General features: G+C 56.2%; 20 protein-coding genes, 3 tRNA genes and 1 pseudogene. 20 read left to right on the top strand and 4 right to left on the bottom strand.

Annotated elements, in window-relative coordinates; translation table 11 throughout:
• Nucleotides 1-3: 3 nt before the first annotated feature.
• On the top strand, nt 4-768 hold the full coding sequence (locus tag HUJ28_11680) for a DUF3050 domain-containing protein (protein ID MBD3620120.1): 765 nt from the start codon (nt 4-6) through the stop codon (nt 766-768).
• A gap of 387 nt (nt 769-1155) precedes the next feature.
• Here the strand turns inward: HUJ28_11680 and HUJ28_11675 are convergent, their stop codons facing one another.
• Nucleotides 1156-1824, bottom strand: a complete 669-nt coding sequence (locus HUJ28_11675) for a Bax inhibitor-1/YccA family protein (GenBank protein MBD3620119.1) — start codon at nt 1822-1824, stop codon at nt 1156-1158.
• 170 nt (nt 1825-1994) lie between these two features.
• Between HUJ28_11675 and HUJ28_11670 the strand changes: the two genes are divergently transcribed.
• The 7 genes from HUJ28_11670 to folD all read left to right on the top strand — a co-directional run bounded on the left by HUJ28_11670 (nt 1995) and on the right by folD (nt 7108).
• A tRNA-Ser gene (locus tag HUJ28_11670) sits at nt 1995-2082 on the top strand.
• A 323-nt stretch (nt 2083-2405) separates the two neighbouring features.
• On the top strand, nt 2406-3041 hold the full coding sequence (locus HUJ28_11665) for a response regulator (protein MBD3620118.1): 636 nt from the start codon (nt 2406-2408) through the stop codon (nt 3039-3041).
• 63 nt (nt 3042-3104) lie between these two features.
• Complete coding sequence (uvrC, locus tag HUJ28_11660) at nt 3105-4946, top strand: excinuclease ABC subunit UvrC (GenBank protein ID MBD3620117.1); 1842 nt, start codon at nt 3105-3107, stop codon at nt 4944-4946.
• 13 nt (nt 4947-4959) lie between these two features.
• Complete coding sequence (pgsA, locus tag HUJ28_11655) at nt 4960-5529, top strand: CDP-diacylglycerol--glycerol-3-phosphate 3-phosphatidyltransferase (protein MBD3620116.1); 570 nt, start codon at nt 4960-4962, stop codon at nt 5527-5529.
• Nucleotides 5530-5572: 43 nt separating this feature from the next.
• Nucleotides 5573-5648, top strand: a tRNA-Gly gene (locus tag HUJ28_11650).
• Nucleotides 5649-5725: 77 nt separating this feature from the next.
• Nucleotides 5726-5799 (top strand) — tRNA-Cys (locus tag HUJ28_11645).
• A 457-nt stretch (nt 5800-6256) separates the two neighbouring features.
• Entirely contained in the window at nt 6257-7108 is an 852-nt protein-coding gene (gene folD, locus HUJ28_11640) for a bifunctional methylenetetrahydrofolate dehydrogenase/methenyltetrahydrofolate cyclohydrolase FolD (GenBank protein ID MBD3620115.1), read from the top strand.
• A gap of 214 nt (nt 7109-7322) precedes the next feature.
• Here folD and HUJ28_11635 read toward each other — a convergent pair whose 3' ends face one another.
• Both HUJ28_11635 and lexA read right to left on the bottom strand, forming a co-directional pair.
• Nucleotides 7323-8861 carry a CDGSH iron-sulfur domain-containing protein gene (locus HUJ28_11635; protein ID MBD3620114.1) on the bottom strand — a complete coding sequence of 513 codons (1539 nt, stop codon included), beginning with the start codon at nt 8859-8861 and terminating at the stop codon, nt 7323-7325.
• A 55-nt stretch (nt 8862-8916) separates the two neighbouring features.
• Nucleotides 8917-9528, bottom strand: coding sequence for a transcriptional repressor LexA (gene lexA / locus HUJ28_11630; protein MBD3620113.1), 612 nt, complete (start codon nt 9526-9528; stop codon nt 8917-8919).
• Nucleotides 9529-9807: 279 nt separating this feature from the next.
• Between lexA and HUJ28_11625 the strand changes: the two genes are divergently transcribed.
• Together HUJ28_11625 and HUJ28_11620 are read left to right on the top strand one after the other, a co-directional pair.
• Complete coding sequence (locus HUJ28_11625) at nt 9808-10395, top strand: response regulator (protein MBD3620112.1); 588 nt, start codon at nt 9808-9810, stop codon at nt 10393-10395.
• Nucleotides 10396-10397: 2 nt separating this feature from the next.
• Nucleotides 10398-10973, top strand: coding sequence for a response regulator (locus tag HUJ28_11620; GenBank protein MBD3620111.1), 576 nt, complete (start codon nt 10398-10400; stop codon nt 10971-10973).
• Nucleotides 10974-10985: 12 nt separating this feature from the next.
• Here the strand turns inward: HUJ28_11620 and HUJ28_11615 are convergent, their stop codons facing one another.
• Nucleotides 10986-14000 (bottom strand): Tn3 family transposase, encoded by a 3015-nt coding sequence (locus HUJ28_11615; protein ID MBD3620110.1) that lies wholly within the window; start codon nt 13998-14000, stop codon nt 10986-10988.
• 96 nt (nt 14001-14096) lie between these two features.
• Here HUJ28_11615 and HUJ28_11610 point away from each other — a divergent pair, with 96 nt between their 5' ends.
• From HUJ28_11610 to HUJ28_11565, 10 genes and pseudogenes are all read left to right on the top strand, one after another.
• Complete coding sequence (locus HUJ28_11610) at nt 14097-14405, top strand: hypothetical protein (protein MBD3620109.1); 309 nt, start codon at nt 14097-14099, stop codon at nt 14403-14405.
• Nucleotides 14398-14760: a helix-turn-helix domain-containing protein gene (locus tag HUJ28_11605; protein MBD3620108.1), complete on the top strand. Its 363-nt coding sequence runs from the start codon at nt 14398-14400 to the stop codon at nt 14758-14760. Before HUJ28_11610 ends, HUJ28_11605 begins: the two co-directional genes overlap by 8 nt.
• A 221-nt stretch (nt 14761-14981) precedes the next feature.
• Nucleotides 14982-15350, top strand: a complete 369-nt coding sequence (locus HUJ28_11600; GenBank protein MBD3620107.1) for a hypothetical protein — start codon at nt 14982-14984, stop codon at nt 15348-15350.
• A gap of 81 nt (nt 15351-15431) precedes the next feature.
• Nucleotides 15432-15848 (top strand): hypothetical protein, encoded by a 417-nt coding sequence (locus tag HUJ28_11595; protein ID MBD3620106.1) that lies wholly within the window; start codon nt 15432-15434, stop codon nt 15846-15848.
• Between the two features lie 17 nt (nt 15849-15865).
• Complete coding sequence (locus tag HUJ28_11590; protein ID MBD3620105.1) at nt 15866-17104, top strand: TolC family protein; 1239 nt, start codon at nt 15866-15868, stop codon at nt 17102-17104.
• A 15-nt stretch (nt 17105-17119) separates the two neighbouring features.
• Nucleotides 17120-18526, top strand: a complete 1407-nt coding sequence (locus HUJ28_11585; GenBank protein ID MBD3620104.1) for an efflux RND transporter periplasmic adaptor subunit — start codon at nt 17120-17122, stop codon at nt 18524-18526.
• A gap of 15 nt (nt 18527-18541) precedes the next feature.
• Entirely contained in the window at nt 18542-21739 is a 3198-nt protein-coding gene (locus HUJ28_11580; protein ID MBD3620103.1) for an efflux RND transporter permease subunit, read from the top strand.
• Nucleotides 21740-21801: 62 nt separating this feature from the next.
• A complete protein-coding gene (locus tag HUJ28_11575; GenBank protein ID MBD3620102.1) occupies nt 21802-22719 on the top strand; it encodes a cation transporter in 918 nt (305 codons plus the stop codon).
• A gap of 14 nt (nt 22720-22733) precedes the next feature.
• Nucleotides 22734-22886: pseudogene (locus HUJ28_11570) on the top strand (hypothetical protein).
• Nucleotides 22887-22982: 96 nt separating this feature from the next.
• Nucleotides 22983-23258, top strand: a complete 276-nt coding sequence (locus HUJ28_11565; GenBank protein ID MBD3620101.1) for a YnfA family protein — start codon at nt 22983-22985, stop codon at nt 23256-23258.
• Nucleotide 23259 lies beyond the last annotated feature (1 nt).

The following is a 23259-nucleotide window of genomic DNA, read 5'->3' as shown; positions in this document are numbered from 1 at the left end:
AACATGTCCTTTGAAGTCACCGATCTGCGTGAGCAACTGGTAGACCACCCTCTTTATCGGCATTTGAACGATGAGACCAGCCTGCGAATATTCATGCAGGCCCATGTCTTTTGTGTGTGGGATTTTCAATCCCTGCTCAAGGACCTGCAAAGACGATTCACCTACGTCGGTGTGCCGTGGCTGCCTACAGAAGATGGCGAGGCGGCTCGGCTGGTAAATGAAATCGTGCTGGAAGAGGAGAGCGACGAGCACCCCACCCGCGGCTATGCCTCCCACTATCAACTCTATCTTGATGCCATGCGCAATTGCGGCGCGAAGACCCATGCAATAGAAGGATTTCACCAGGCCCTTGGTGCTGGACAGAGTCTCTCTACAGCCATGCAATCGGCCGAGGTGTCGCCTGCGGTGCAAAACTTTGTTGCAACGACGTTCAGGACCATAGCCGCGGAGGGTGACCACCGGGCCGTGTCGGTATTCACCCATGGGCGCGAGGATCTGTTGCCGGATATATTCATCAAACTGGTCGAGAGCCTAAGCCAGGATGCCCCGGAGCAGTGGGGGATGTTTCTGCATTATCTGAATCGGCACATCGAGGTGGACGGCGAACGCCATGGCCCAATCTCCCATGCCCTGTTGGCTCGGGTCTGCGGCAGTGATGCGCAAAAATGGCATGAGGCCGAGACCTCGGCGCGCGAGGCCCTGGAAGCACGAATTCGGTTATGGGATGCGCTATTACTCGAGATCCAGTCCGCAGAGGCGAAGGCCTAGTAAAACATCCTTCGTACTCGCCCTGTGTATACTTCAAGCTGAACTACAAGCACTACCGGTCAGCAAGGGTCATAGCACGATACGAATGGCTCACCATCTATCCGGCACAAAGCTTTAGATGCCGTGAGTCAAACTGCGGACAAGAGACTGTAACTGGCTCGGTTTTATCCCTTCAGGTGCGGACGTAGGATTGGTTGCCCACTGCTATCCCCCATTTCTGTTTCATAGTTTGTTATCGGGACATCGCCGAGCAATTTTTGAACGGATCGCAATGTCATACAAATCCATTGCATTACCGCATCCGGATGGCAGGAGGGAGCTGTTTATTCGATTATAAAAAAAGGCCCTCAAGCGAGGGCCTTTGTTCGATAAACAACCGGTGTTTGCTTAGTCGTCGCCCGAAAAGGCGCCGAGCAGATGGAGCAGGCTGACAAACAGGTTGTAGATGCTGACATAGAGGCTCACGGTGGCCATGATGTAGTTGGTCTCACCGCCGTGGATGATATTGCTGGTCTCGTACAGGATAAGTGCCGACATCAGCAGGATGAATCCAGCGGATACCGCCAGTGACAGCCCCGGCATGCTGAAGATGGCCGCAGCCAGCCCCGCAAGAAAGACCACCATGATACCAGCCATCAGGAAGCCGCCCATGAAGCTGAAGTCCTTACGCGTGGTGAGCGCATAGCCGGACAGACCCAGGAAGATTACCCCAGTACCGCCAAGGGCAGTCATGATGACCTCATTGCCGTTGGGAAGGGCCGTGTAGGCATTGAGAATCGGCCCAAGGGTATAACCCATGAAACCTGTAAGGGCAAAAACGGAAAGCAGGCCCCAGGCAGAGTTTCGCAGCTTGGCTGTGAGGAACAGCAGGCCGAAATAGCCCACCAGCGTAAGTATCATGCCGGGATACGGGGCATTCATCTGCATGGCTATGTAGGCCACGACACCACTGAAAATCAGTGTCATCGAGAGCAGCATGTAGGTGTTTTTCAGTACTTTATTCGTGGCTAATACCGATTCGGTTGCCCGGCTCGCCACGTGACCGTGTTCGCTCATGTTGTTATCTCCTGGTTACCTATTAACCAAAATAAGTGACCTAGTTGTAGACTATGTTTTATATAAATGGTTCACCAAGAATATAAACTTGGCCAGTCAATATCAAGCTGGCAATTCACCTGCATTTTGGGTAAGCTTTGGCGCCTGTCGAGTATGACAAATCAAATTTCGGAGAGCTGGCTGAGTGGTCGAAAGCGGCGGTCTTGAAAACCGTTGACGGGAAACCGTCCGGGGGTTCGAATCCCTCGCTCTCCGCCATCTATACCCCCTTCAATCCAGCAAAATACTGCCTGTCACGTGATATATCGCACGAGCCGAGCCCCTGACAGCAGTGGCCCTCCATTTCTCTTATATTTCGCCACCGGTTCTCTAATCAATCAGCCGTATGCGGGTCAGCCCACGACATTTGAGTGGGACCTGTCGCTTCGTACATGAAGCTATGCTCAACTAGCCGATCTGGGGGGAAACGATCAATTTCCTGACAATTAAGAGTAGAAAAATCGAGCGCGAAAACTTATTATCGAACATAAATAAGAATACTTAGATAAGTATTTAATTCTAAACAGAATTATGTGGATGCTATGGTAGATATCCTGATCGTGGATGACCACCAGCTGGTAAGGACCGGATTGAAGGGGATCTTGTCTGCCTCCGATACGTATCGCGTTGTCGGTGAGGCCGATACGGGTGAAGAGGCCCTGAATCTGGCGAAACAGCTCAAGCCTCAATTGGTGCTCATGGATATCAACATGCCGGGCATTGGCGGTCTGGAGGCTACACGTAAACTCCGTCACCTTGATCCCAATATTCATGTCATTGTCCTGACCATGCATAAAGAGGGTCCCTTTCCGTCCAATCTCATCAAGGCGGGCGCCAAGGGTTACATCACCAAGGACTGCGGGGTCGAGGAAACAATGGCCGCCATTGAAACAGTGATGAAGGGCGAGACCTATATCAGTAGCGATGTTGCACAACATCTGGCGGTAGAGATGTTGACATCGGGTAAGGATAATCCCCTGGATACCCTGTCACAGCGCGAACTGCAAATCATGATAATGATTCTTCAGGGTCATAAGGTCAGGGAGATTGCAGATAAACTCAATTTGAGTGCCAAGACCGTCAGTACGTATCGCCATCGCTTGTTTGAAAAACTGAAGGTGAAAAACGATTCCGAAATGGCCAGGTTGGCAATGAAATACGGCTTGCTCGATCAGTGAAGACCATGGCGTTCGCGATCCCTGCAGGCATACATTCGATTTAATTTTCCCTATAATCGCTCCGTGAGTTCACAACATTTTGATCACAAATCCTTTCTAAAAAATGTGCCGAATCAGCCCGGTGTCTATCGCATGCTGGATGAAGAGGGACAGACTCTCTATGTTGGCAAGGCCAAGTCGCTGAAAAATCGCTTGTCCAGCTATTTTCGATCCAACCTGGACAGTGCGAAGACACGCAGCCTGGTTTCACATATCAAAGACGTCGAGATCACGGTGACGCACACCGAGGGTGAAGCCCTCCTGCTTGAAAACAATCTCATCAAGGCTTTGTTACCCAGGTATAACATCCTGCTGCGAGACGATAAGAGTTACCCTTATATCTATCTATCGTCGGAGGATGAGTTTCCAAGGCTTGCCTTCCACCGGGGGGCAAAAAAGGCAAGGGGACGTTACTTTGGACCGTATCCCAGTGCCGGCGCCGTGCGCGATACCCTGAGCCTGATCCAGAAATTGTTCCCCGTTCGCCAGTGTGAAGACAGCTTTTTTCGCAACCGCTCTCGTCCCTGCCTGCAATACCAAATCAAGCGCTGTACGGCACCTTGTGTGGATTTAGTCAGCAAGCAGGAATACGCGCGTGATGTACACCATGCTGTGCTGTTTCTTGAGGGTAAGGACAGTCAGATTATTGAGGCCCTGGGCGAACAAATGGAACAGGCCTCTGCCAAGCTGGAGTTTGAAAGGGCTGCGCAATATCGGGATCAAATTGCGACTTTGCAGCGTGTGCAGGAAAAACAATATGTCAGCGGTCAACGAGGCAATATCGATGTGGTCGCTGTGTATCAGGAAAACGGTATTGCCTGTGTACAAATATTCTTTATTCGCGAAGGGCGCAATCTGGGTAGTAAACAATTTTTTCCCAAGCACACGGAGAATAGCAGTGAAGCTGAAATCCTCGGCGCCTTTATGGAACAGTATTATCTTGCTTCTCACCAACACGGTCGTGAGATTCCCAATGAGATATTGTCTGCATTCGAACCGGAGGATGATGAATGGTTGATGGCAGTCATCTCGGAGCAGGCAGGCAAATCCATTCGTCTTAGCACCCGGCCTCGTGCGGAACGGGCTCGTTGGTTGAAGATGTGTCAGTCCAATGCCCGTATTGCGGTGCGCAGCCGGTTGAATAGCCGTGCCAGCATGGGAGCAAGATTCGAGGCCTTGCAGGAAGCCCTGGAACTGGAAGCGGTGCCGCAAAGGATTGAGTGTTTCGATATCAGCCATACTATGGGTGAGGCGACAGTGGCTTCGTGCGTGGTCTTTGATGTCGAAGGCGCTCGTAAATCTGACTACCGACGTTTCAATATCGAAGGGGTGACCGCGGGAGATGATTACGCCGCCTTGAATCAGGCCCTGAGTCGTCGCTTTACTCGGCTCAAGAAGGGTGAAGGCAAGATCCCTGATATGCTCATCATCGATGGCGGTAAAGGTCAAATCGGTCAGGCACTTGCTGTGCTCGAGGAGCTCCAGGTCGAGGGTGTCACGGTGCTCGGTATCGCCAAGGGACCGAGTCGCAAACCGGGCCAGGAAACCCTGTTCTTGTCCGGGCGCGATGGGCCTTTTATACTTCCAGCTGACTCACCGGCCCTTCATCTGATCCAGCAGATCGATGGGGAGGCCCATCGCTTCGCGATAACAGGACACCGGCAAAAACGCTCCCAGGCCCGGAAAACGTCAAGCCTGGAAGGTATTGAAGGACTGGGGCCCAAACGCCGACAACAGATACTCAAGCATTTCGGTGGATTACAGGCAGTACAAAGGGCGGGTGTTGAGGATATCTCCCGTGTACCAGGCATTAGCCGCCAGCTTGCACAGCGTATCTATGATACTTTTCATACGGATGAACGATAAAGATTAAGCAAACATGGTATACAACTTACCCAATATATTAAGCATGCTCAGGATCATCCTGATACCGGTGTTTGTGATTTTTTATTATCTACCGGTTGAATGGTCGCACATCGCAACGACTATTATCTTTGGCGTCGCCGGGTTTACGGATTGGCTTGATGGCTATCTCGCGCGTAAGTGGGAACAGACATCGCCCTTCGGTGCCTTTATCGATCCGGTTGCGGATAAACTGATAGTCGTTGTTGCCCTGGTGTTATTGGCGGATACAAATCCAACGCCGTATGACGGTATGTTCATGGCGATACCCATCACCATAATCATTGGGCGTGAGATCGTGATTTCAGCTTTAAGAGAGTGGATGTCTGCAGTGGGTGCCCGTGGCATGGTTGCGGTCTCCTATATTGGCAAGGTCAAGACAACAGCGCAGATGTTGGCCATTGGTTTTCTTCTCTTTCATAAGCCGCTCTTGGGTCTGCCGATAGCGGAAATCGGATTTGTTCTTCTCTATTTTGCGGCACTGTTAACACTGTGGTCCATGCTGGTTTATCTGCGCTCGGCGTGGCCTCAACTGTCCGGAAAATAGTGCTTGACATGCGATCTTAGAACATTAAAATACGCTCCGTCGTGCGGGAATAGCTCAGTTGGTAGAGCACAACCTTGCCAAGGTTGGGGTCGCGAGTTCGAGTCTCGTTTCCCGCTCCAGCTTCAAAAAACCTCGGCATCGCCGGGGTTTTTTCTTTTCCAGGACGAGGTGCTATCATCCCCACCTCGTCATCTCCGGCTGAGTGGCAGAGTGGTGATGCAGCGGCCTGCAAAGCCGTGTACCTCGGTTCGATTCCGGGCTCAGCCTCCATATTTTCCTCCCGCCCGGGTGGCGAAATTGGTAGACGCAAGGGACTTGAAGTCGTTTGAGCACCGGGGTTGGAAACGCCCCGCGTGAATGGGGTCAAATTCGGGGAACCCTCAGCACCGTCCACAGGTGGTGGCAATCCCGAGCGAAGCCCTGCGAGGCAGGGAACGTGTAGAGACTTGACGGCCCCCGCCTACGTCGCCTGCAGTCGCGGCGATAGGGCGAAGAGAAAGTCCAGACCACAAACGAGTGATCGGCGGCGAAAGCCGTAGCTGGTAAGAAAATCCCTCGGTGGCGACACCGTGCCGGTTCGAGCCCGGCCCCGGGCACCATATCTTCAAGCTTCACTCTTCCTTGTCTTCTCCTTGAGCCAACGGCCGCTTTTGGCCACCTGTCCGGCCGTCTATAATGGCGGGCCATTCTCGACGGCAGCAACCGCGCGCGGCGCAAAGGGCAGATCATGATTCTCGACGGCAAGAAACTGGCAGGCGACATCGAGGCCGAACTCGCGCGACGCGTGGCGGCCATCAAGGAGACGTCGGGTGGAAAGACGCCGATCCTGGCCACGATTCTTGTCGGTGACGATCCGGCCTCGGCCACCTACGTGCGCATGAAGCAGAATGCCTGCAAGCGGGTCGGGATGGGGTCGGAGGCGGTGGAGCTCGGCAGCGACACCACCACCGAGCAGTTGCTGGCGGTGATCGACGAGCTCAACCGGAACGAGGAAGTGCATGGCATCCTGCTGCAGCACCCGGTGCCGTCGCAGATCGACGAGCGCGAATGTTTCGACCACATCGCGCTGGCCAAGGACGTCGACGGTGTCACCTGCCTGGGCTTCGGCCGCATGGCCATGGGCGAGCGCGCCTTCGGTTCGGCCACGCCCGCCGGCATCATGACTCTGTTGCGTCACTACGCGATCCCGCTTAGCGGCCGGCATGCCGTGGTGGTGGGCCGCAGCCCCATCCTCGGCAAGCCCATGGCGCAGATGCTGCTCAACGCCGATTGCACCGTCACCATCTGTCACTCCCGCACGCAGAACCTGTCCGAGCTCGTCCGCCAGGCCGATGTCGTCGTCGGCGCCGTGGGGCGTCCCGAGTTCATCAAGGGCGAATGGATCAAGGACGGCGCCGTGGTGGTGGATGCCGGCTATCACCCGGGCGGCGTCGGCGATATCGAGCTCTCGGCCGTCGCCGAACGCGCCAGCGCCTGGACACCGGTGCCGGGCGGCGTCGGCCCCATGACCATCTCCACCCTCATCACCCAGACCGTGGAGGCTGCCGAGGCGTATTACGGGGTGAAACGGGAGGGGTGAGGCGACAGGGCGGCCATGGGCCGCCCTATGTGTTCATGCCACAGAGGTCACAGAGGGCAGAGTGTTAAATCGGTGCTCCCTGACCTTTGTGTCCTCTGTGACCTCTCTGGCGCACAGACTTCCCTCCTCACTCCTCACTCCTCACTCCTCACTCCTCACTCCTCACTCCTCACTCCTCACTCCTCACTCCTCACTCCTCACTCCTCACGCCATCTCACAACCCCGTCAGTTCCCGCATCTCCCGCTTCCAGGTCGTCAGGTCGTCACGGTTGAACTGGTTCAGGTGCTCGTGCCCGCAGGCGCGGGCCATGACCTGCATGAGGGCCACCGAGCTTTCCAGGAACCGCGCCAGGCGGGCGGCGCCTGTATCCACGTCCAGGCGCTTGCGCAGTTCCGGGTCCTGCGTGGCGACGCCGGAGGGACACTGGTTGGTGTGACACATCCGTGCCGCCACGCAGCCCACCGCCTGGATCGCGCTGTTGGCCAGGGCGATGCCGTCGGCGCCCAGCGCCAGGGCCTTGATGAAGTCCTCGGGCAGGCGCAGGCCACCGGTGATGATGAGCGTGACATCCCCGGCGTCGCAGGCGTCGAGGTGGCGGCGGGCACGTACCAGTGCCGGGATGGTGGGCACGGAGATGTGGTCGCGAAACAGCCTCGGGGCAGCACCGGTGGCGCCGCCGCGGCCGTCCAGGATGATGTAGTCGGCGCTCGCCTCCAGGGCGAAGTCGATGTCGGCTTCGATGTGGTTGGCCGAGAGCTTGAAGCCGATGGGGATGCCGCCGGTGCGCTCGCGCACCCGGTCGGCGAATCCGCGGAAGTCCCCGGGGGTGACGAGATCGACGAAGGCCGACGGAGAGATGGCGTCCTGTCCCGGCCTCAGGCCGCGGACCCGGGCGATCTCCTCGGTGACCTTGCGCCCGGGCAGGTGCCCGCCGGTACCGGTCTTGGCCGCCTGTCCGCCCTTGAAGTGCAGGGCACGGATCCTGCCCAGGATCGCGTCGTCGTAGCCGAATTTCGCTGAGGCGAGCTCGTAGAGATAGCGGGGGTTGGCCTCCTGTTCCTCCGGCAGCATGCCGCCCTCGCCGGAGCAGATGCCGGTGCCGGCCCGGGCCGATCCCCTGGCCAGGGCGATCTTGGCCTCGCGTGAGAGCGAGCCGAAGCTCATGTCGGAGACGAACAGCGGGATATCGATTTCCAGCGGTCGCCGGGCCCTGGGTCCGATGACCAGACGGGTGCCTACCGGTGCCTCCTCGGCCAGCGGTCGGGTGGCGAACTGGGCGGTCAGGATCTGTATGTCGTCCCAGCGGGGAAGGTCGACGCGGGGTACGCCCATGGCCACCATCTCGCCGTGCGGCCCGGTCTGTTCCAGGCCGTGGCGGGCGAGGGCGTGCACGCGTTCGAGCGTGGGCTCCTCGCGGCTAGCCCCGGGCAACTGGTCCTGCGCGTCGTCGGCGCCGGCCTGTTCCTCCGCATCCTGTGCATCGGTCTGTGTGTCGGCCGTGTCCTGTTCATCCGGCAGGCTGGCATGACTGCCGTCGCAGTACGGGGGATTGTCGCTGTGCTTGCAGCGGCAGAGCCAGGCCTCGCCGTCTTCCTGCGCCGTGAAGGCCAGTGGCGTGAAATCGGTACCGGCGTGCGAGCCGTCGCAGAAGGGCTGGTTCCTGGATCGTCCGCAGGCACACCAGTAGTACTCCTTCCCGGCCTCGAGTTCGACGGCGATGGGGCTGCGGGCGGCGATCCTGGGCTGTGTCATCGACGGGGCTCCGGTCTGGGTAGGCCCCCAGCATACCCCAGCCGGCTGGCCGGGTTCAGGTGTAGCGGCGCATCTGGCCTACCAGCACGCCCTGGATGCGCACCCGTTCCGGGCTGTAGATCAGCGGTTCCAGGCGGGCATTGGCCGGATGCAGGACCACCCGGTCCGGGTGCTGCTCGATGCGCTTGAGCGTGGCCTCGCACTCGTCGATCAGTGCCACGACGATCTCGCCGTTGCGCGCCGTGTCCCGTTGCTCGATGACCACCCAGTCGCCTTCCAGTATCCCCGCCTCGATCATGGAGTCCCCGCGCACCTGGAGTACATAGCAATGACCGCGTGTGCGCAGGAAGGCGGGGACACTGACCTGCTCGGGTTGCGGCAATGCCTCGATGGGGCGGCCGGCGGCGATATAGCCGATGAGGGGGAGGGTGGTCTCCGGGCCGGGTGGGGCATCGACGGTGCGAAGCCGGATACCGCGCTGGCGCTGGTTCATGGGCTCGACCAGGCCGGCCCTGACCAGGGCGAGGATCTGCTTGTGCAGCGAGCCGCGTGAGCGCAGCCCGAGCGCCTGGCAGAGCTCGTCCAGCGTGGGCGGATGGGGAAAGTCCCCGGCATGTTTCACCAGGAACTGATGGATCTCCCGCTGCCGTCGGGTCAGTGCATCCAGGGAGCTGTCGGTCACGTCCGGGCCTCGATGTGTCAGAACGAATGGAAAACAGTATGATCGTCGTCGGGACGCAGGACAATCCCGTCCCGGTGGTGCATGCGGGTGCGCCTGTCGGATTTTTCGTGCCGTTGGCCGGTCCATATCCAATAAATGACATGAGATAGTGCTCCTATCCCATTGAATAGGTGTTTTTTTATCTTTCGGCGCCCCAAACTGTGATCATTGTCACAACTGTCATGTTAGTCATATAATCACACTCAGACATCGAGAGGTGATGCCATGAGTCCAACACGTTTCCTGACCACCGGTGAAATCGGAAAGTACTGCGGTGTACACTTTCGCACCGTCATCCGCTGGATCGAGCGCGGCGAACTCAAGGGGCACAAGCTGCCCGGACGCGGGGATCATCGGGTGCAGGTGGAGGACTTCGTGGCCTTCCTGCGCCGCAACCGCATGCCGATACCGGCGGAGCTCGCGCCGGTCGAGCCGAATCGGCGTGTGCTGGTGACGGATGACGACGACAACATGGCACGCGCCATGGCGCGTACGCTCAACCGTGCCGGCTATGAAACACGCATCGCCGGCGACGGTCTGCAGGCGGGTGTGCTGCTCGAATCCTACCGGCCCGGCCTGATGACCCTGGACCTGCGCATGCCGGGGCTCAGTGGCTTCCAGGTGCTGGACTTCATCCGCACGGAGTCCTGCCAGGACGACCTGCGCATCCTGGTCGTCTCGGCCCTGGACGAGAACGAGCTGCAACGCGCCGTCTCCCGCGGTGCCGACGACTATCTCATGAAGCCCTTCGAGAACGCCGAGCTGGTGTCCCGTGTCCGGGGCCTGCTTCCGCTGCCCCAGGCCGAGGCCTGATCATGCGCCGCCCCGGATCGCTTCTCTTCCTGCCTGCAGCCGCGCTGCTGGCAGGATTCAGCCTGCCTGCGCAGGCCATGCCGGAGCTGTTGCTCAGCGCGGGTCTGCAGTGGTGGGTTTGGCTGGCGCTGCTGGTGCTCGCCATATTCCTGACGGTGCTCGCGGCTGTCCTGCTCATTCCCGAAAACGGCCCCATGCGGGGGCCAGTCGGCATGGACACCGGATTGGCTGACCTTGAGTTGTGTGCCGGCAACTGCCGTGTGCTCGTGGTGGACGACAACCTCACGGGACAGCTGGTGCTGCGCCGTCTGCTGGAGCAGGTGGGCTATGTGGTGGACGTCGCAGGGGACGGCCGTGAAGCGGTTAACCGTTGCCGCACGACCGATTACGTCGCCGTCTTCATGGACATCCGCATGCCGGTCCTCGATGGATGCAGTGCGACGCGGCTGATCCGGGCGTTACCGGCCGGCGAGAGCCTGCCGGTGATCGGTGTGACGGCCGGGGACCGCGATTCACGCCGTCGCTGTCTCGAGGCCGGCATGAACGATTTCGAGGGTCGGCAACGATTCCTTAAATAAACAGCCACAAGATTAATTAATGATCAACCCGGTGTCTTTGTCTGGTATTGGGATTGGTATGTTAAACTCGATGTTGGGGACTTCCCGGTCCATATTCATTGAGTACGTTCCAAAACGATTGATATTGCCCCTGCGAAAAGGTGATGTCCCGGCAAGCACTTCGGGGTCAATCGGATAGCCCTCTTCTGCCAACTCCCCAAGCGCCTTTGTCATTGTCACCACGTTGTAAAGAATAATCATGTTGGCGACAAGATGATTATATTTGATGATTTTTTGCTGTTCGTGCCGAACGTTCTCCGCGATCAAGCCATCATTGCCAAACATCACCCACTGCAAGAAATCGTTAAATTCCTCACTTTTGCACGTCGCGGCCTGGATCATTTCCCTGATTTCAGCCTCCGCAATGTATTGCAGCAGGAAAACGGTCCGAACGACTCGACCGAGCTCTCGCAAAGCCAGGTAAAGCTTGTTTTTTCTGGAATAGGTTCCCAATCGTCGCAGAATGGTCGATGCGTTGATTCTTCCGGCTTTCACTGATAACGCAATGCGTAGCATATCGGGCAGACACGATTCGATCAGCTCCCACTTTATGGTGTCCTTGAACAAGGTATCGATATGCTTAAAGTGATCCTCTTTGCTGATCCGGTAGAGCTTCAGATGTTTAATGCCTCTAATCCTGGGCATCAGCTTGATGCCCAGCAGGTAAGCGAGCCCGAACACCGCTTCACTCTGGGATTGGGTATCTCCATGTATGGTATCGGGCTGAATGTCTGACTGATTTTTCAATAATCCATCGAGGATATACACGGCCTCATAAACACCACAGGGAATGAAGTGGCTGAATAACGCAATATAGGTATCAGACAAATGATAGTAGCCGAGGCCACCGGTACCCAAATACCGCAAATGGTGTTCACTCAAAAGATTTTGCTCGTAAAGATCCCATTTGGTGCCGTCGGCTGACGCCGTCTTGCCGGTACCCCAAATCTTCGGTAGGGAGAATCGATTGTAGGCATTGATGACCTTGGTAATGGCCTCATCGATCTTCTCCTCTGTCGAATGACGCAGGTTCAACCACGCAATCTGGCGACGGTTAATGCCCTCAATGGAACGGGAGGTTTGTGTGGGCCCCAGGTTGCAGCCGAAACAAAATAAGGTAACGATAAAGCGACGCTGATGATCGGTGAGTTTGGTTTCATGCCCCGATAATGGCTTGAAACCCTTGCTTAATCCCAGCCATTTTTCCATATCAATTAATACGTCGAGGATGCTGGTTTCCGACAGCCGGTCATCCAATGCACGATTGATTCTTTCCAGTGCGGCGGGAATGGGTTTGCGTTTAACGCGCTGAATGACCAACTCACCTTTTTCAATTCTGACCTGATCATTGCCCGGAAATTTTTTATCGGTTTCATTCGATGACTTTCTCAACCAACGTTTAAGTTCGGCAATAAGCGCTTTGGGGTCGGTAATGATGCCGGCCAGTTCACCGTACTCGGCGATCTGTTCGTGATACTCCTCCCAGCTCACCAACTGGTCTCTAAAATCGCCATATTTATCACTGCCCATGATCACCACGTCGCCAGACTTCAACTCCTGGGCCAGCGTTGTTAACAAGCAGAGTTCGAAATATTTTCGATGCACTTCCGTGTTGTTTCTGTTGCGGGTCGTTTTTCCAGTGACCAGTTTTAACCATTTATCGGGTATCCACGACAGATCAAGCGGCTCGCCCTTGGCATTCACGGCATCCAGAGTCGGCTTACGACTACGACGATGCCCCATGATTAAGGCCAGAGCATCGAGCGTCGATTGATCCTGAGTCGTCGATTGTAAATCCATGTGGGCAACGCAATCGAACAACAGAGCCCGCTTGCTCCGGTAGAGTGACAGCATAAAGGGCAGATAATTATTGTTGGCATAGGCCAACTGCTCGTCACAGCGCTTTTTAAGTTCGTCGGGTTCTCCCTGAAATGCCTGGGCAATCGCGTCGAGGCGCTCTATCTCGGTACCGGGAATCTGATACGCCTGGATAACATCCCGTAATGCCGCGATTAGAGCGTCAACCTGCTGAGTTTGTGAGAGCTGATGCTGTTTAAGGGCTTCATTGGCGTGATTGATCAGATTCTGGACGATACGGATAAAAATGTCGGCAATGTCATCAGAGGCTTTTCCTGTCTGGGCGCGAATGAAAAGTGCCGCCAAGGCATAGCGCTTATGCTCGGCCAACTCATTCATGTTGGCGACGTTGAGGGCTCTAGCTTCAATGACAAAGCGCTTGAGCTTGGGCGCGGGTAGCATCAGGTCTTTCGGCAGACAATCGTCAAAGGTTCTCAACCAGCGGAGGTGGTCTACAAACTCTTTCACGTTGCTGACCGTCGGCTTTCGTGGCTCCTGCTTGATGAGGTCCCAAAGGCTCTTGGATTGGCTCGTTTTCGTAGTGGGCGTCAGAACCTCTTGAATACGGGTTTTGGCGCTTTCAGACAGGTCATGGTATACAGCCTCGAACAACTCACGATTGACCTGTGCTCTCGCTGCTTTTGCCTCACGCACGAAGGTACCAAATGCTGGCAGTTCGTACCGGGCCTTTGCCATCGACTCCAGGCCCACGTTGATGATATCCGGGATCTCGTCTTTGGTGGTGGCCGCCTCACGCAAAGCAGACTTGAGAAACTCAAGAGTGGTGTCGCTAACCGGGGTAATACCCAGGAAGTCTCGGATCGACTTGAGATGCCGCTGACGAGTGCCGGAAGTATCGTAATTTTCCAGAGGAGCGGCCTGACTTTTGAGTTCCAGGCACGTCATCAGATGGTTCAGTATTGCCTCCGGCACTTCAGCAATGGGAACAAAATAGCCCAGACGCTGAAAGGTCTTTAGTAACACCATGAATCCCAAGCGAGCGGTAGGCTGGCGAGTCTGGGATCGAACCAGCTCAAGCTCTTCCTGGTTCGGCGTATAGACGGTAACCAGATCCTCAGGTGTCGGCTGAGACTTTAACCGCGGATAAGCGGTTTCATGTAAGGCGGTCATGATTATTCTAGATTTTTATAACGTCGGTTGCATTCCACAGAATTCGATACTATACACCACTATCACGCATATACGCCATATGGTATCATTAGCCATATGAAAGCAGAATTACTCTTCAGGGACAAGTACGTCTACCGGGACGGCGCCATCCGCGAAATGGTGATCTGGCGACTACCGGCTCCCGACGCGGAGCGACCACATGGGTTGAAATACCGGCTCTATTACGGCCAGTCCGGCCACTGCCTGGTCCGCTATGACAATGAGCGCGGCAAAGGGGATCACCGGCATTACGGAGACGCTGGAGGACAAGAGCACGAAGAGAATTACACCTGGATCTCCGTACAACAACTTATCGCCGACTTTAAAGCCGACATCGAACGACTGCGAGGTGAACAACATGACTAAACAGCATATCCATATTGGCACTGAAAATCCTGACAAAGGGTTTGATCGCTTTGTGGATGCCTGGCAACGGGCAGAACGCGGCGAGAAAATCGATACAGAGGTTCACTTGAATTTCGAAGACCTCTCCATGCTTCTGGCGGTGATCACCCCTCGACGTCTGGAGGTGCTGAGGACGCTCCGCCAACAGGGCCCGATGAGTGTACGGGCGCTGGCAACCACATTGGCGCGTGACTACAAGAATGTTCATGCCGATACCCGCGCCCTGGAGGAAGCGGGTTTGTTGAAGCGGACGGAAACCGGCGCCTTGCAGGCCCCTTGGGATGTCATCGATGCCCACTTGAACCTGGTGGCATGATGGTTTGCGTTGTATACAATTGGATACTGTCTAATGCGGCAACCGTTAATGTCGAGACCCTCTGCTTCAGCTCCCACCTAAATGCAGGAGAAGCTGCTGTGGTGATTAATGCACGCTGTAGAACGGTCTACTCGGAAAAGACTGAAGAAACTTTTCTATAATATGATAGTCTTTAGCAGCTAGTGTTTTGAACCTGACAGCATAAGGGCTCCACATTCCACATGAACATCCGCCATTACTTAACTTGTCTACTGGCCTTACTGATTGCCCTGCAATCTGTGGCTGCCATGGCGGACGTTCACCAGCTTCATCAATCCGGGACGGAGCACCTGGAATTCGACCATTCGCATCAATCCACTGCCACTGATACCCACAACGACAATCTGCTCGCCAAGCAGACACCCGATCAGCCCGGACAGTCTGTATATGACTGCCACCATTGCTGCCATTGTCATGGCCACGGCTCTGTCGTTCTGATCGGAGCCACTTCACACTTAGCCGATTTATTCTCAGAAAACGGACAAGCCGACTATCAGGCCAACCTCACCTCTGGTATTCCCCCCTCTCTGTTTCGCCCTCCAATCGCCTGATCGCGCCTCAACAGCACGTCATCAGCCTCTGTAGCCTTGGGTTACAGCGAACAATTGGTATTTATTTTAGGGTGAAACATCATGAAACAGATCGCTATTGGGCTCGCGCTTGTCAATTCCGCTCAGGCCGAAAACAGCTTGCCTGAAATTGAAGTCGTCAATACCGACAACCAACGCTGGCATTTCCGCCAGGTGACCGTGAACCATACCGCCGCGGAGCTGACCGTCTTCGGACGGATGGATGCTCACCTGCGCTACGGCCTTCCCCGAGGCCATGTAGACATCGCAGCCTGGTCTGCTGATAACGAATTGATTGCGGAAACAACCACTGATTACTCACCGCGCCTTCTCACCAGACGCGCATCACGCAAGGGCGGCGTGCGTTTTTCTGCAAAGCTCCCCGCCTTGCCTGGTGATACCGTAATAAAGGTCGCCTTTCACCGGGATGAACCCCAACAACGGCAAAATCCGGTGCACGACCAAACCGTCGCACGCTGAATTTCAGGAGCATCAATATGAGACGATTTGACTGGCCCAGACGGGCCTTGCTGGGCGCGTGCGTGCTTTTTCTGCCCATGTTTGCTTACGCAGAGACATCGAGTTGGAGCGCCTGGCTCGCCTCCCAGATACAACAACACCCCGAGGTGCTTGCCGCCCGCGAGCAATTGCTGGGCTCCAACGCCAGCGCCGATGCGCTGGAGCAGCCGCTTTACAACCCGGAGCTGTCCACCGATTTGGAGCGTAATGGAGAGGAAGACAACTACCGGGTCGGCGTTCAGCAGACCATCGACTGGTGGGACAGACGGGGTGCAAGACGGCAGCAGGCGGGCTTTATGCGAAGCGCCGCCGAAGCGCTGTACCAGCAACAAGTGTTGGACAAAACCGCCGAGGCGCTTGCCGCACTGGTGGAGTGGCATGCCGCCAACCGCGCCGCCGCCATTGCCCAAGCGCAACAGCAGCAACTTAACGCCTTGCTCGAACAGGTGGATAAGCGCCAGCAGGCAGGTGATCTGGGCAGCATCGATGCCGAACTCACCTTTCTGTCCCTGTCACAGCAGCTGGCTCAGGTTGCCGAGGCCGAAGCCGCGATACAGAAAGCCGAAATCCGGGTTCGCGAGCTGCTGCCCGCATGGGCGCCCACGCGAGGCGGCATTCCTGATGATTTCTGGCCCTCCCAGCCAGACTTGACCTCGGATCAGGAGTTACTGCAACACCCGGCCGTAGCCAGCGCCCACGCCCGCTGGCAGTCGCTGAAGGAGGAAGCTGAAGTGACACGGCGTACCGCCAAGGCGGAGCCCACCTTTGGCGTCAATTCCGGTCGTGATGGTGGAGAGAGCGTTGTCGGGCTGACCTTCTCCATCCCGTTGAATGTCCGCAACAACTTCAGTGCAGAAACTCGCGCCACCGAACGCATAGCGCTGGAGGCCGAGGCTCGTTTTCAGGCTATCTACCGCAAGCAGCGCTTTGACTGGCAGGCTGCACAGGCCACCTGGCAGCGCTTTGAACAGCAATATCGCCGCTGGCAAGAGGTTGTTCAGGGTCGGGTCGAGAACAGCGCCGAACTGCTGAAACGGCAATGGCGCACGGGTGATCTGTCCACCACTAATTATCTGCTGGCCTTGAATCAACGCACCGAAAGCCTGCTGGCAGGCATTGAGCTGGAAAAGCAGACACGGCTTGCGCTCACCGAAGCACTTCAGCAATCGGGCCACCTGATCAACGCAATAAAGTCATCGACCGCGTCAACGAATTAAACAGGAATGATAAACATGAATAAAACACTGGTAGCCATCTTGGTGGCGGGTCTTGCGACCGCAACCGCCAGCCACGCCAAAGAATCTGAGTCTGAGCATGCACGTGAGCATGGGCAGGAAAAAGCGATAACGGCGGCACCCCATAGCGAACAGGATAATCATGACGATCATCGTGAGGAAAACCATGAAGAGCATGATGACCATAAGCCTGACACCGAGCACGGCCACGCGGAACACGGCGAGGACGTCAATAGTGATCACAAGGATGCGCACGATGATCATGGCGACGAAAATCATGATGAACACAGCGCCCACGACGAGCACAACTCCGGCTCAGAACACGGACATGAAGAGCATAGCGAGGGCGGTGACCACGGTGATCATGGTGGGCATGGAGGTCACCAAGAAGCTGCTTCTGCGTCACTGAACCCGGCGCAAATGACCCTGGCCGATATTCAGATCAACCCACTGACTCCCAGAAAGGTCGATTATCAGCTTTACGCACCGGGGGAGATCCTTTCCAACGGTTACACCAGTTACCGAGTATCGCCCCGGGTGCCTTCCGTGGTGCTGCGCCGCCATGTCGCCCTCGGCGATCACGTCGAACAGGGTCAGCCGCTGGTTACTCTGTTCAGTGAAGCCGTGGCGCAGGCACAAGCCAATTACCGCACGGCCTGGCCTGAATGGCAAAGAGTAGAGGAACTTGGGCGCAAAACCGTGGGTGAACAGCGTTACATCACGGCCAAAACCAGCCTGGAGGCAGCCCGGGCGACGCTGCTGGCCTACGGCCTTTCGGCCTCGGACTTGCAAGCGTTGGTCGCTCCTCAGCAATCTGTTGCATTAGGGGAGTATACCCTGCATGCCGAGATTGACGGCGCGGTGCTCAGCGATGATTTCGAGCAGGGGCAGCGCATCGAGGCGGGCGCGCCCTTGATTGCGTTGGCCGATGAAAAGCAACTCTGGGTGGAGGCCCACCTGCCCGCCGATCTCTCCCTGACGCTGGGCGCGGGAACAAGAGCGGAAGTGGTGGCTGGGGATGTCCGTGTAAACGCCAAGGTCACTCAGGAGGCGCACACCATTGACCCCATCACCCGTACCCGTACCGTGCGCCTGTTGGTCAATAACCCGGAACACCGCCTGCACCCCGGCCAGTTCGCCGAGGTGTATTTCCGATTCCAGACTAAAAGACCCGTGCTGGCGGTACCCGAAACCGCACTGATGCGCGGCGCAGACGGAGATTGGACGGTATTCGTGGAAGACCATCCTGGCGAATTCCAGCCAGTGGAGGTGAAGCTGGGTCGAGCGCTCGGGCCGCTACGTGAAATTAGCGGTGTCGGTCCGGGGGCTCGCATCGTCACTCAGGGCGCTTTCTTTGTTGCCTCTCAGATCGCCAAGGGCGGCTTTGACCCCCATAACCACTAAGCAGTAGGAGACCCCATGTTTAACCGAATTATCGATTGGGCGGTCATCAACCGATTGCTGGTGGTGATAGCCCTGATCACACTAACGGTCAGTGCCGTTTTTATTATTCCAAAACTGAATCTGGATGCTTTTCCGGATGTGACCAACGTGCAGGTATCTGTCAATACCGAAGCACCGGGGCTGGCTGCCGAAGAGGTGGAACAGCTTATTACCTATCCCATCGAAGCCGTGATGTACGCCTTACCGGATGTGGAAGAGGTGCGCTCCATTTCCAAAACCGGCCTGTCCGGCGTCACCGTAGTCTTTAAAGAAGGCACCGATATCTATTTTGCCCGGCAACTGGTATTTGAGCGGCTTCAGGCTGCCAAGGAGCTGATCCCCGATGGCGTCGGCACGCCGGAAATGGGCCCGAATACTTCCGGTCTGGGTCAGGTCTATCAGTATCTTCTCGTGGCCGAACCCGATGCCGGTTTCGATGCCATGGCATTGCGCAGTTTGAACGACTGGGTGGTGAAGCTGCTATTGATTCCGGCCGAGGGTGTGACCGATGTGCTATCGTTCGGCGGTGAGGTGCGTCAGTACCAGGTAAACCTGAACCCGTCCCGACTGTTGGCCTACGAGCTGACCCAGGACGAAGTCATGATGGCACTGGAGCGCAACAACACCAACGTCGGCGGCTGGTATATGAACCGGGGCCAGGAGCAACTGGTGATCCGGGGTACGGGTTGGCTGGATCATGGTGAGAAGGGTTTGGAACAGATCCGTCAGGTGCCACTGAAAACCGTGGACGGTACTACGATCACCGTGTCCGATGTGGCGCAAGTGGCGCTGGGCAGTGAGATCCGTCAGGGCGCGGTGACCATGACGCGCAAGAACGCCGACGACAAGGTGGAGAATCTCGGCGAGGTGGTGTCCGGCATCGTGCTCAAGCGAATGGGGGCCAACACCAAGGCCACCATTGATGGAGTCAGTGCGCGCATTGAGCGTATTAACCAGGCATTACCGGAAGGTGTTCGCTTCGAGGCATTTTACGATCAGGCGGATTTGATCACGCAGGCGGTGCAGACTGTGGTCAATGCCCTGCTGCTGGCGTTTATTTTCATCGTCGTGATCCTTGCGCTATTCCTGATGAACCTGCGCGCCACCTTTCTGGTGTTGATGTCCATCCCGATCTCCATTGGAATCGCTTTAATGGTGATGGCGTGGTTCGGATTGTCGGCCAATCTAATGTCGCTGGGGGGGATTGCGGTCGCCATTGGCATGTTGGTGGATGGCTCCGTAGTGATGGTGGAGAACATGTTTAAACATCTGACGCACCCGGATGCTGAACATGATACCAAGAGACAATCGCGGGTGGATTCCGATGACGTGGACCCTTTTGATGTGGCCCACGACCGTCATGGTATTGCCTTGCGCCTGCAGGAAGCCGGTAAGGAAGTCGCTCGCCCCATCTTTTTTGCCACGGCCATTATTCTGGTTGTCTTCATGCCGCTGTTTAGCTTTGAAGGTGTCGAAGCCAAACTGTTTCAGCCCATGGCCATCAGTATCATGCTGGCTATGCTCTCGGCAGTGTTAGTGGCCTTGATCATCGTACCTGCACTGGCCACCTACCTCTTTCGCAAGGGTGTGCGTCAACGCGATAGCTTTGTGTTGAAGCCGCTCGACAGGCTCTATCGTAAAGGATTAGCCTGGGCGATGGGGCACAGCAAAATGGTGGTGGGTGTTGCAGCCGTTATGGTGATAGCGGCTGCGCTGGTGCTGCCCCGCCTGGGTACGGAGTTCGTGCCCGAACTGGAGGAAGGTACCATCAATCTGCGTGTCACCCTGGCACCTTCTTCCAGTCTGGACACGGCCCTGGAAGTGGCCCCCAAACTGGAGGCCAAGTTGATGGAATTCCCGGAGGTAACCTATGCGCTGTCGCGCATTGGCCGGGCTGAAATCGGCGGCGATCCTGAGCCGGTGAATAACATCGAGATCTATATTGGCCTTAAACCGGTGCCGGAATGGACCAGTGCAGACAACCGATATGAACTCCAGTCATTGATGGAACAGAAACTGGAGCAACACCCAGGCTTACTGCTCAACTTCTCGCAACCCATCGCAACCCGTGTGGACGAGTTGCTCTCGGGCGTCAAAGCGCAGCTGGCCATCAAGTTGTTTGGTCCCGATCTTGCCGTGCTGGCCGAAAAGGGCCAGGCCATTGAGGCCGCAGTGAAAGAAATCGAAGGGGCGCGCGATGTGGCCATGGAGCAGATCGCCGGTGAATCTCAACTGGTGGTGAAGCCGAACCGCAGAGCTTTGTCCCGTTACGGTCTGGCCGTGGGCGACGTGATGGAGCTGGTACGCGAAGGGCTGGGAGGTGCCAGTGCCGGCCAGATCATCAATGGCAACGAGCGTTACGACATCTACGTGCGGCTCGCCGAGCGGTTTCGCGAAGACCGTGAAACCATTGCCGATCTGCGCTTACAGGCCCCGTCAGGTGCCTGGGTACGCCTAGGGGATGTGGCGGAAGTCAGTATCGCATCTGGACCACCGCAGGTACGTCGTGATGACGTGCAGCGTCGGGTTGTAATTCAGGCCAATGTTCAGGGACGGGACATGGGCAGCGTGGTTGCCGATATTCGTCAGGCGATTGTGGAGCAAGTGGACCTGCCCACCGGCTATTCCGTCGATATCGGTGGCCAGTTTGAAAACCAGCAGAGAGCGCAAAAGCGTTTAGCACTGGTGGTGCCGGTTTCGCTGGGATTAATTGCCTTGTTGCTTTATTTTGCCTTTGCCTCGGTTGGCCAGGCCATGCTGATTCTGGTGAATGTCCCGCTGGCGGTGATTGGTGGCGTGTTTTCACTCTGGATTTCCGGCCAGTATCTGTCGGTACCCAGCTCAGTGGGCTTCATCACCCTGTTCGGGGTCGCTGTACTGAATGGCGTTGTCATGGTGGAAAGCATCAATCAACGGATTGCGGACGGCCTTAAAGTATCGGATGCGGTGTTTGATGGAGCGGTTTCAAGGCTAAGGCCCGTGTTGATGACTGCTATTACCTCGGCACTGGGCCTGATCCCCATGCTGCTGTCGAATGGTGTCGGCGCAGAAATCCAAAAGCCTCTGGCGAGTGTGATCGTGGGCGGGTTGGTAACCGCTACGTTCTTGACGCTGTTTGTATTGCCGGTGCTGTTTGCCTGGTTTTCAAAAGGCAAGTTAAGCGACATGGCATAAACGTTGTGCCTGCCCTTATCGTTACGGTCAGGGCAGGTACATTTATTGTGTAAGGGTTGCTCATGCATCAACACGATCATTCACACCACAAAGATGAAAGTGCAAGCCGCATAGCAATGGCGTTCTTTCTTAACGTGGGCTTTACCATCATCGAATTCATCGGCGGCTGGCTCACCAACAGCACGGCTATCATGGCCGATGCGGTGCACGATCTGGGCGACAGTCTGTCCATTGGCAGCGCCTGGTTCCTGAACCGGCTGGGACGTAAATCCGCCGACACCGAATTCACCTATGGCTACCGGCGGTTGTCCCTGTTCGGCGCCCTGATCAACGGCCTGGTATTGATTGCCGGATCGCTGTGGGTATTAGGCGAAGCAATTCCCCGACTGGCCAATCCAGTGATGCCCGTCACCGAGGGCATGTTAGCGCTGGCGATTCTGGGCGTCACCGTCAACGGTATTGCTGCTTATCGCCTTAGCAAGGGAAATACGCTGAACGAAAAGGTATTGAACTGGCATTTATTGGAAGATGTGCTGGGGTGGGTGGCAGTGCTGATTATTTCAATCGTTTTGCAGTTTGCCGACTGGCCTATTCTCGACCCATTGTTATCGGTGGGGTTTACTCTCTTTATTCTGTTTAATGTGTGTCGGAATCTTTGGGTAACCTGCAAGCTTTTCTTTCAGGCTGTTCCAGATAAGGCGCTTCACGAAGAGATCCGGCGAACACTAATTGGCATTAATGGCATCAGCGGAATTCATCACCAGCACCTCTGGTCCCTGGATGGTGAACAGCATGTATTGACGGCCCATATCGTAGCGGATCACGAGGGAGTTTTTGGCCCTGACGAATACTGTGCCATCAAACAATCCATTGCTATGGCGCTCGAACAATACCCGCTGGCTCACACCACAATTGAAATCGAACTGCCCGAAGAAGCTTGCCGGGATCAACCCGTGCCCAGCCAAACGGATCAGCACTAACAAGAGAACTTCGTATGTCCATCCTCTACACGCTCGGTTTGTTTATCATCACAGCTATTGCGGAAATAGTCGGCTGCTACCTGCCATACCTCTGGCTGAAGAAATCGGCATCCGCATGGGTTCTGCTGCCGGCTGCGTTCAGCCTGGCGTTGTTTGCCTGGTTACTGTTGTGGGCAAACAAATAAGTCTGTAACTGGACAGTGCTGGAGCCCCGATTCTACCGTCGTCAGATATGCCTTACCGAAAATTATATTTGTAACTGAATGAACGATTTTCGCCTTAAATCACGCTACAGCCTGCATTCCACCGTTTTAGTTACAGACTTATTTGTTACGGTTACAAACATATTTGTTCAACTACAACTGTCTCTTCATCCAACCACCGCGGGCCGGGTTTATGCCGCCTATGGCGGCGTCTATGTTTCGACAGCCATGCTGTGGCTATGGGGTGTGGATGGGATTCGCCCGCACCTATGGGATTTTGTTGGCGTGGCCGTCACTCTGGTAGGGATGGGCATTATCATGTTCGCACCGAGATGAT

The sequence above is a fragment of the Chromatiales bacterium genome, assembly GCA_014762505.1.
GTDB lineage: Bacteria > Pseudomonadota > Gammaproteobacteria > SpSt-1174 > SpSt-1174 > SpSt-1174.
This window is presented reverse-complemented; position numbering and strand designations above follow the sequence as displayed.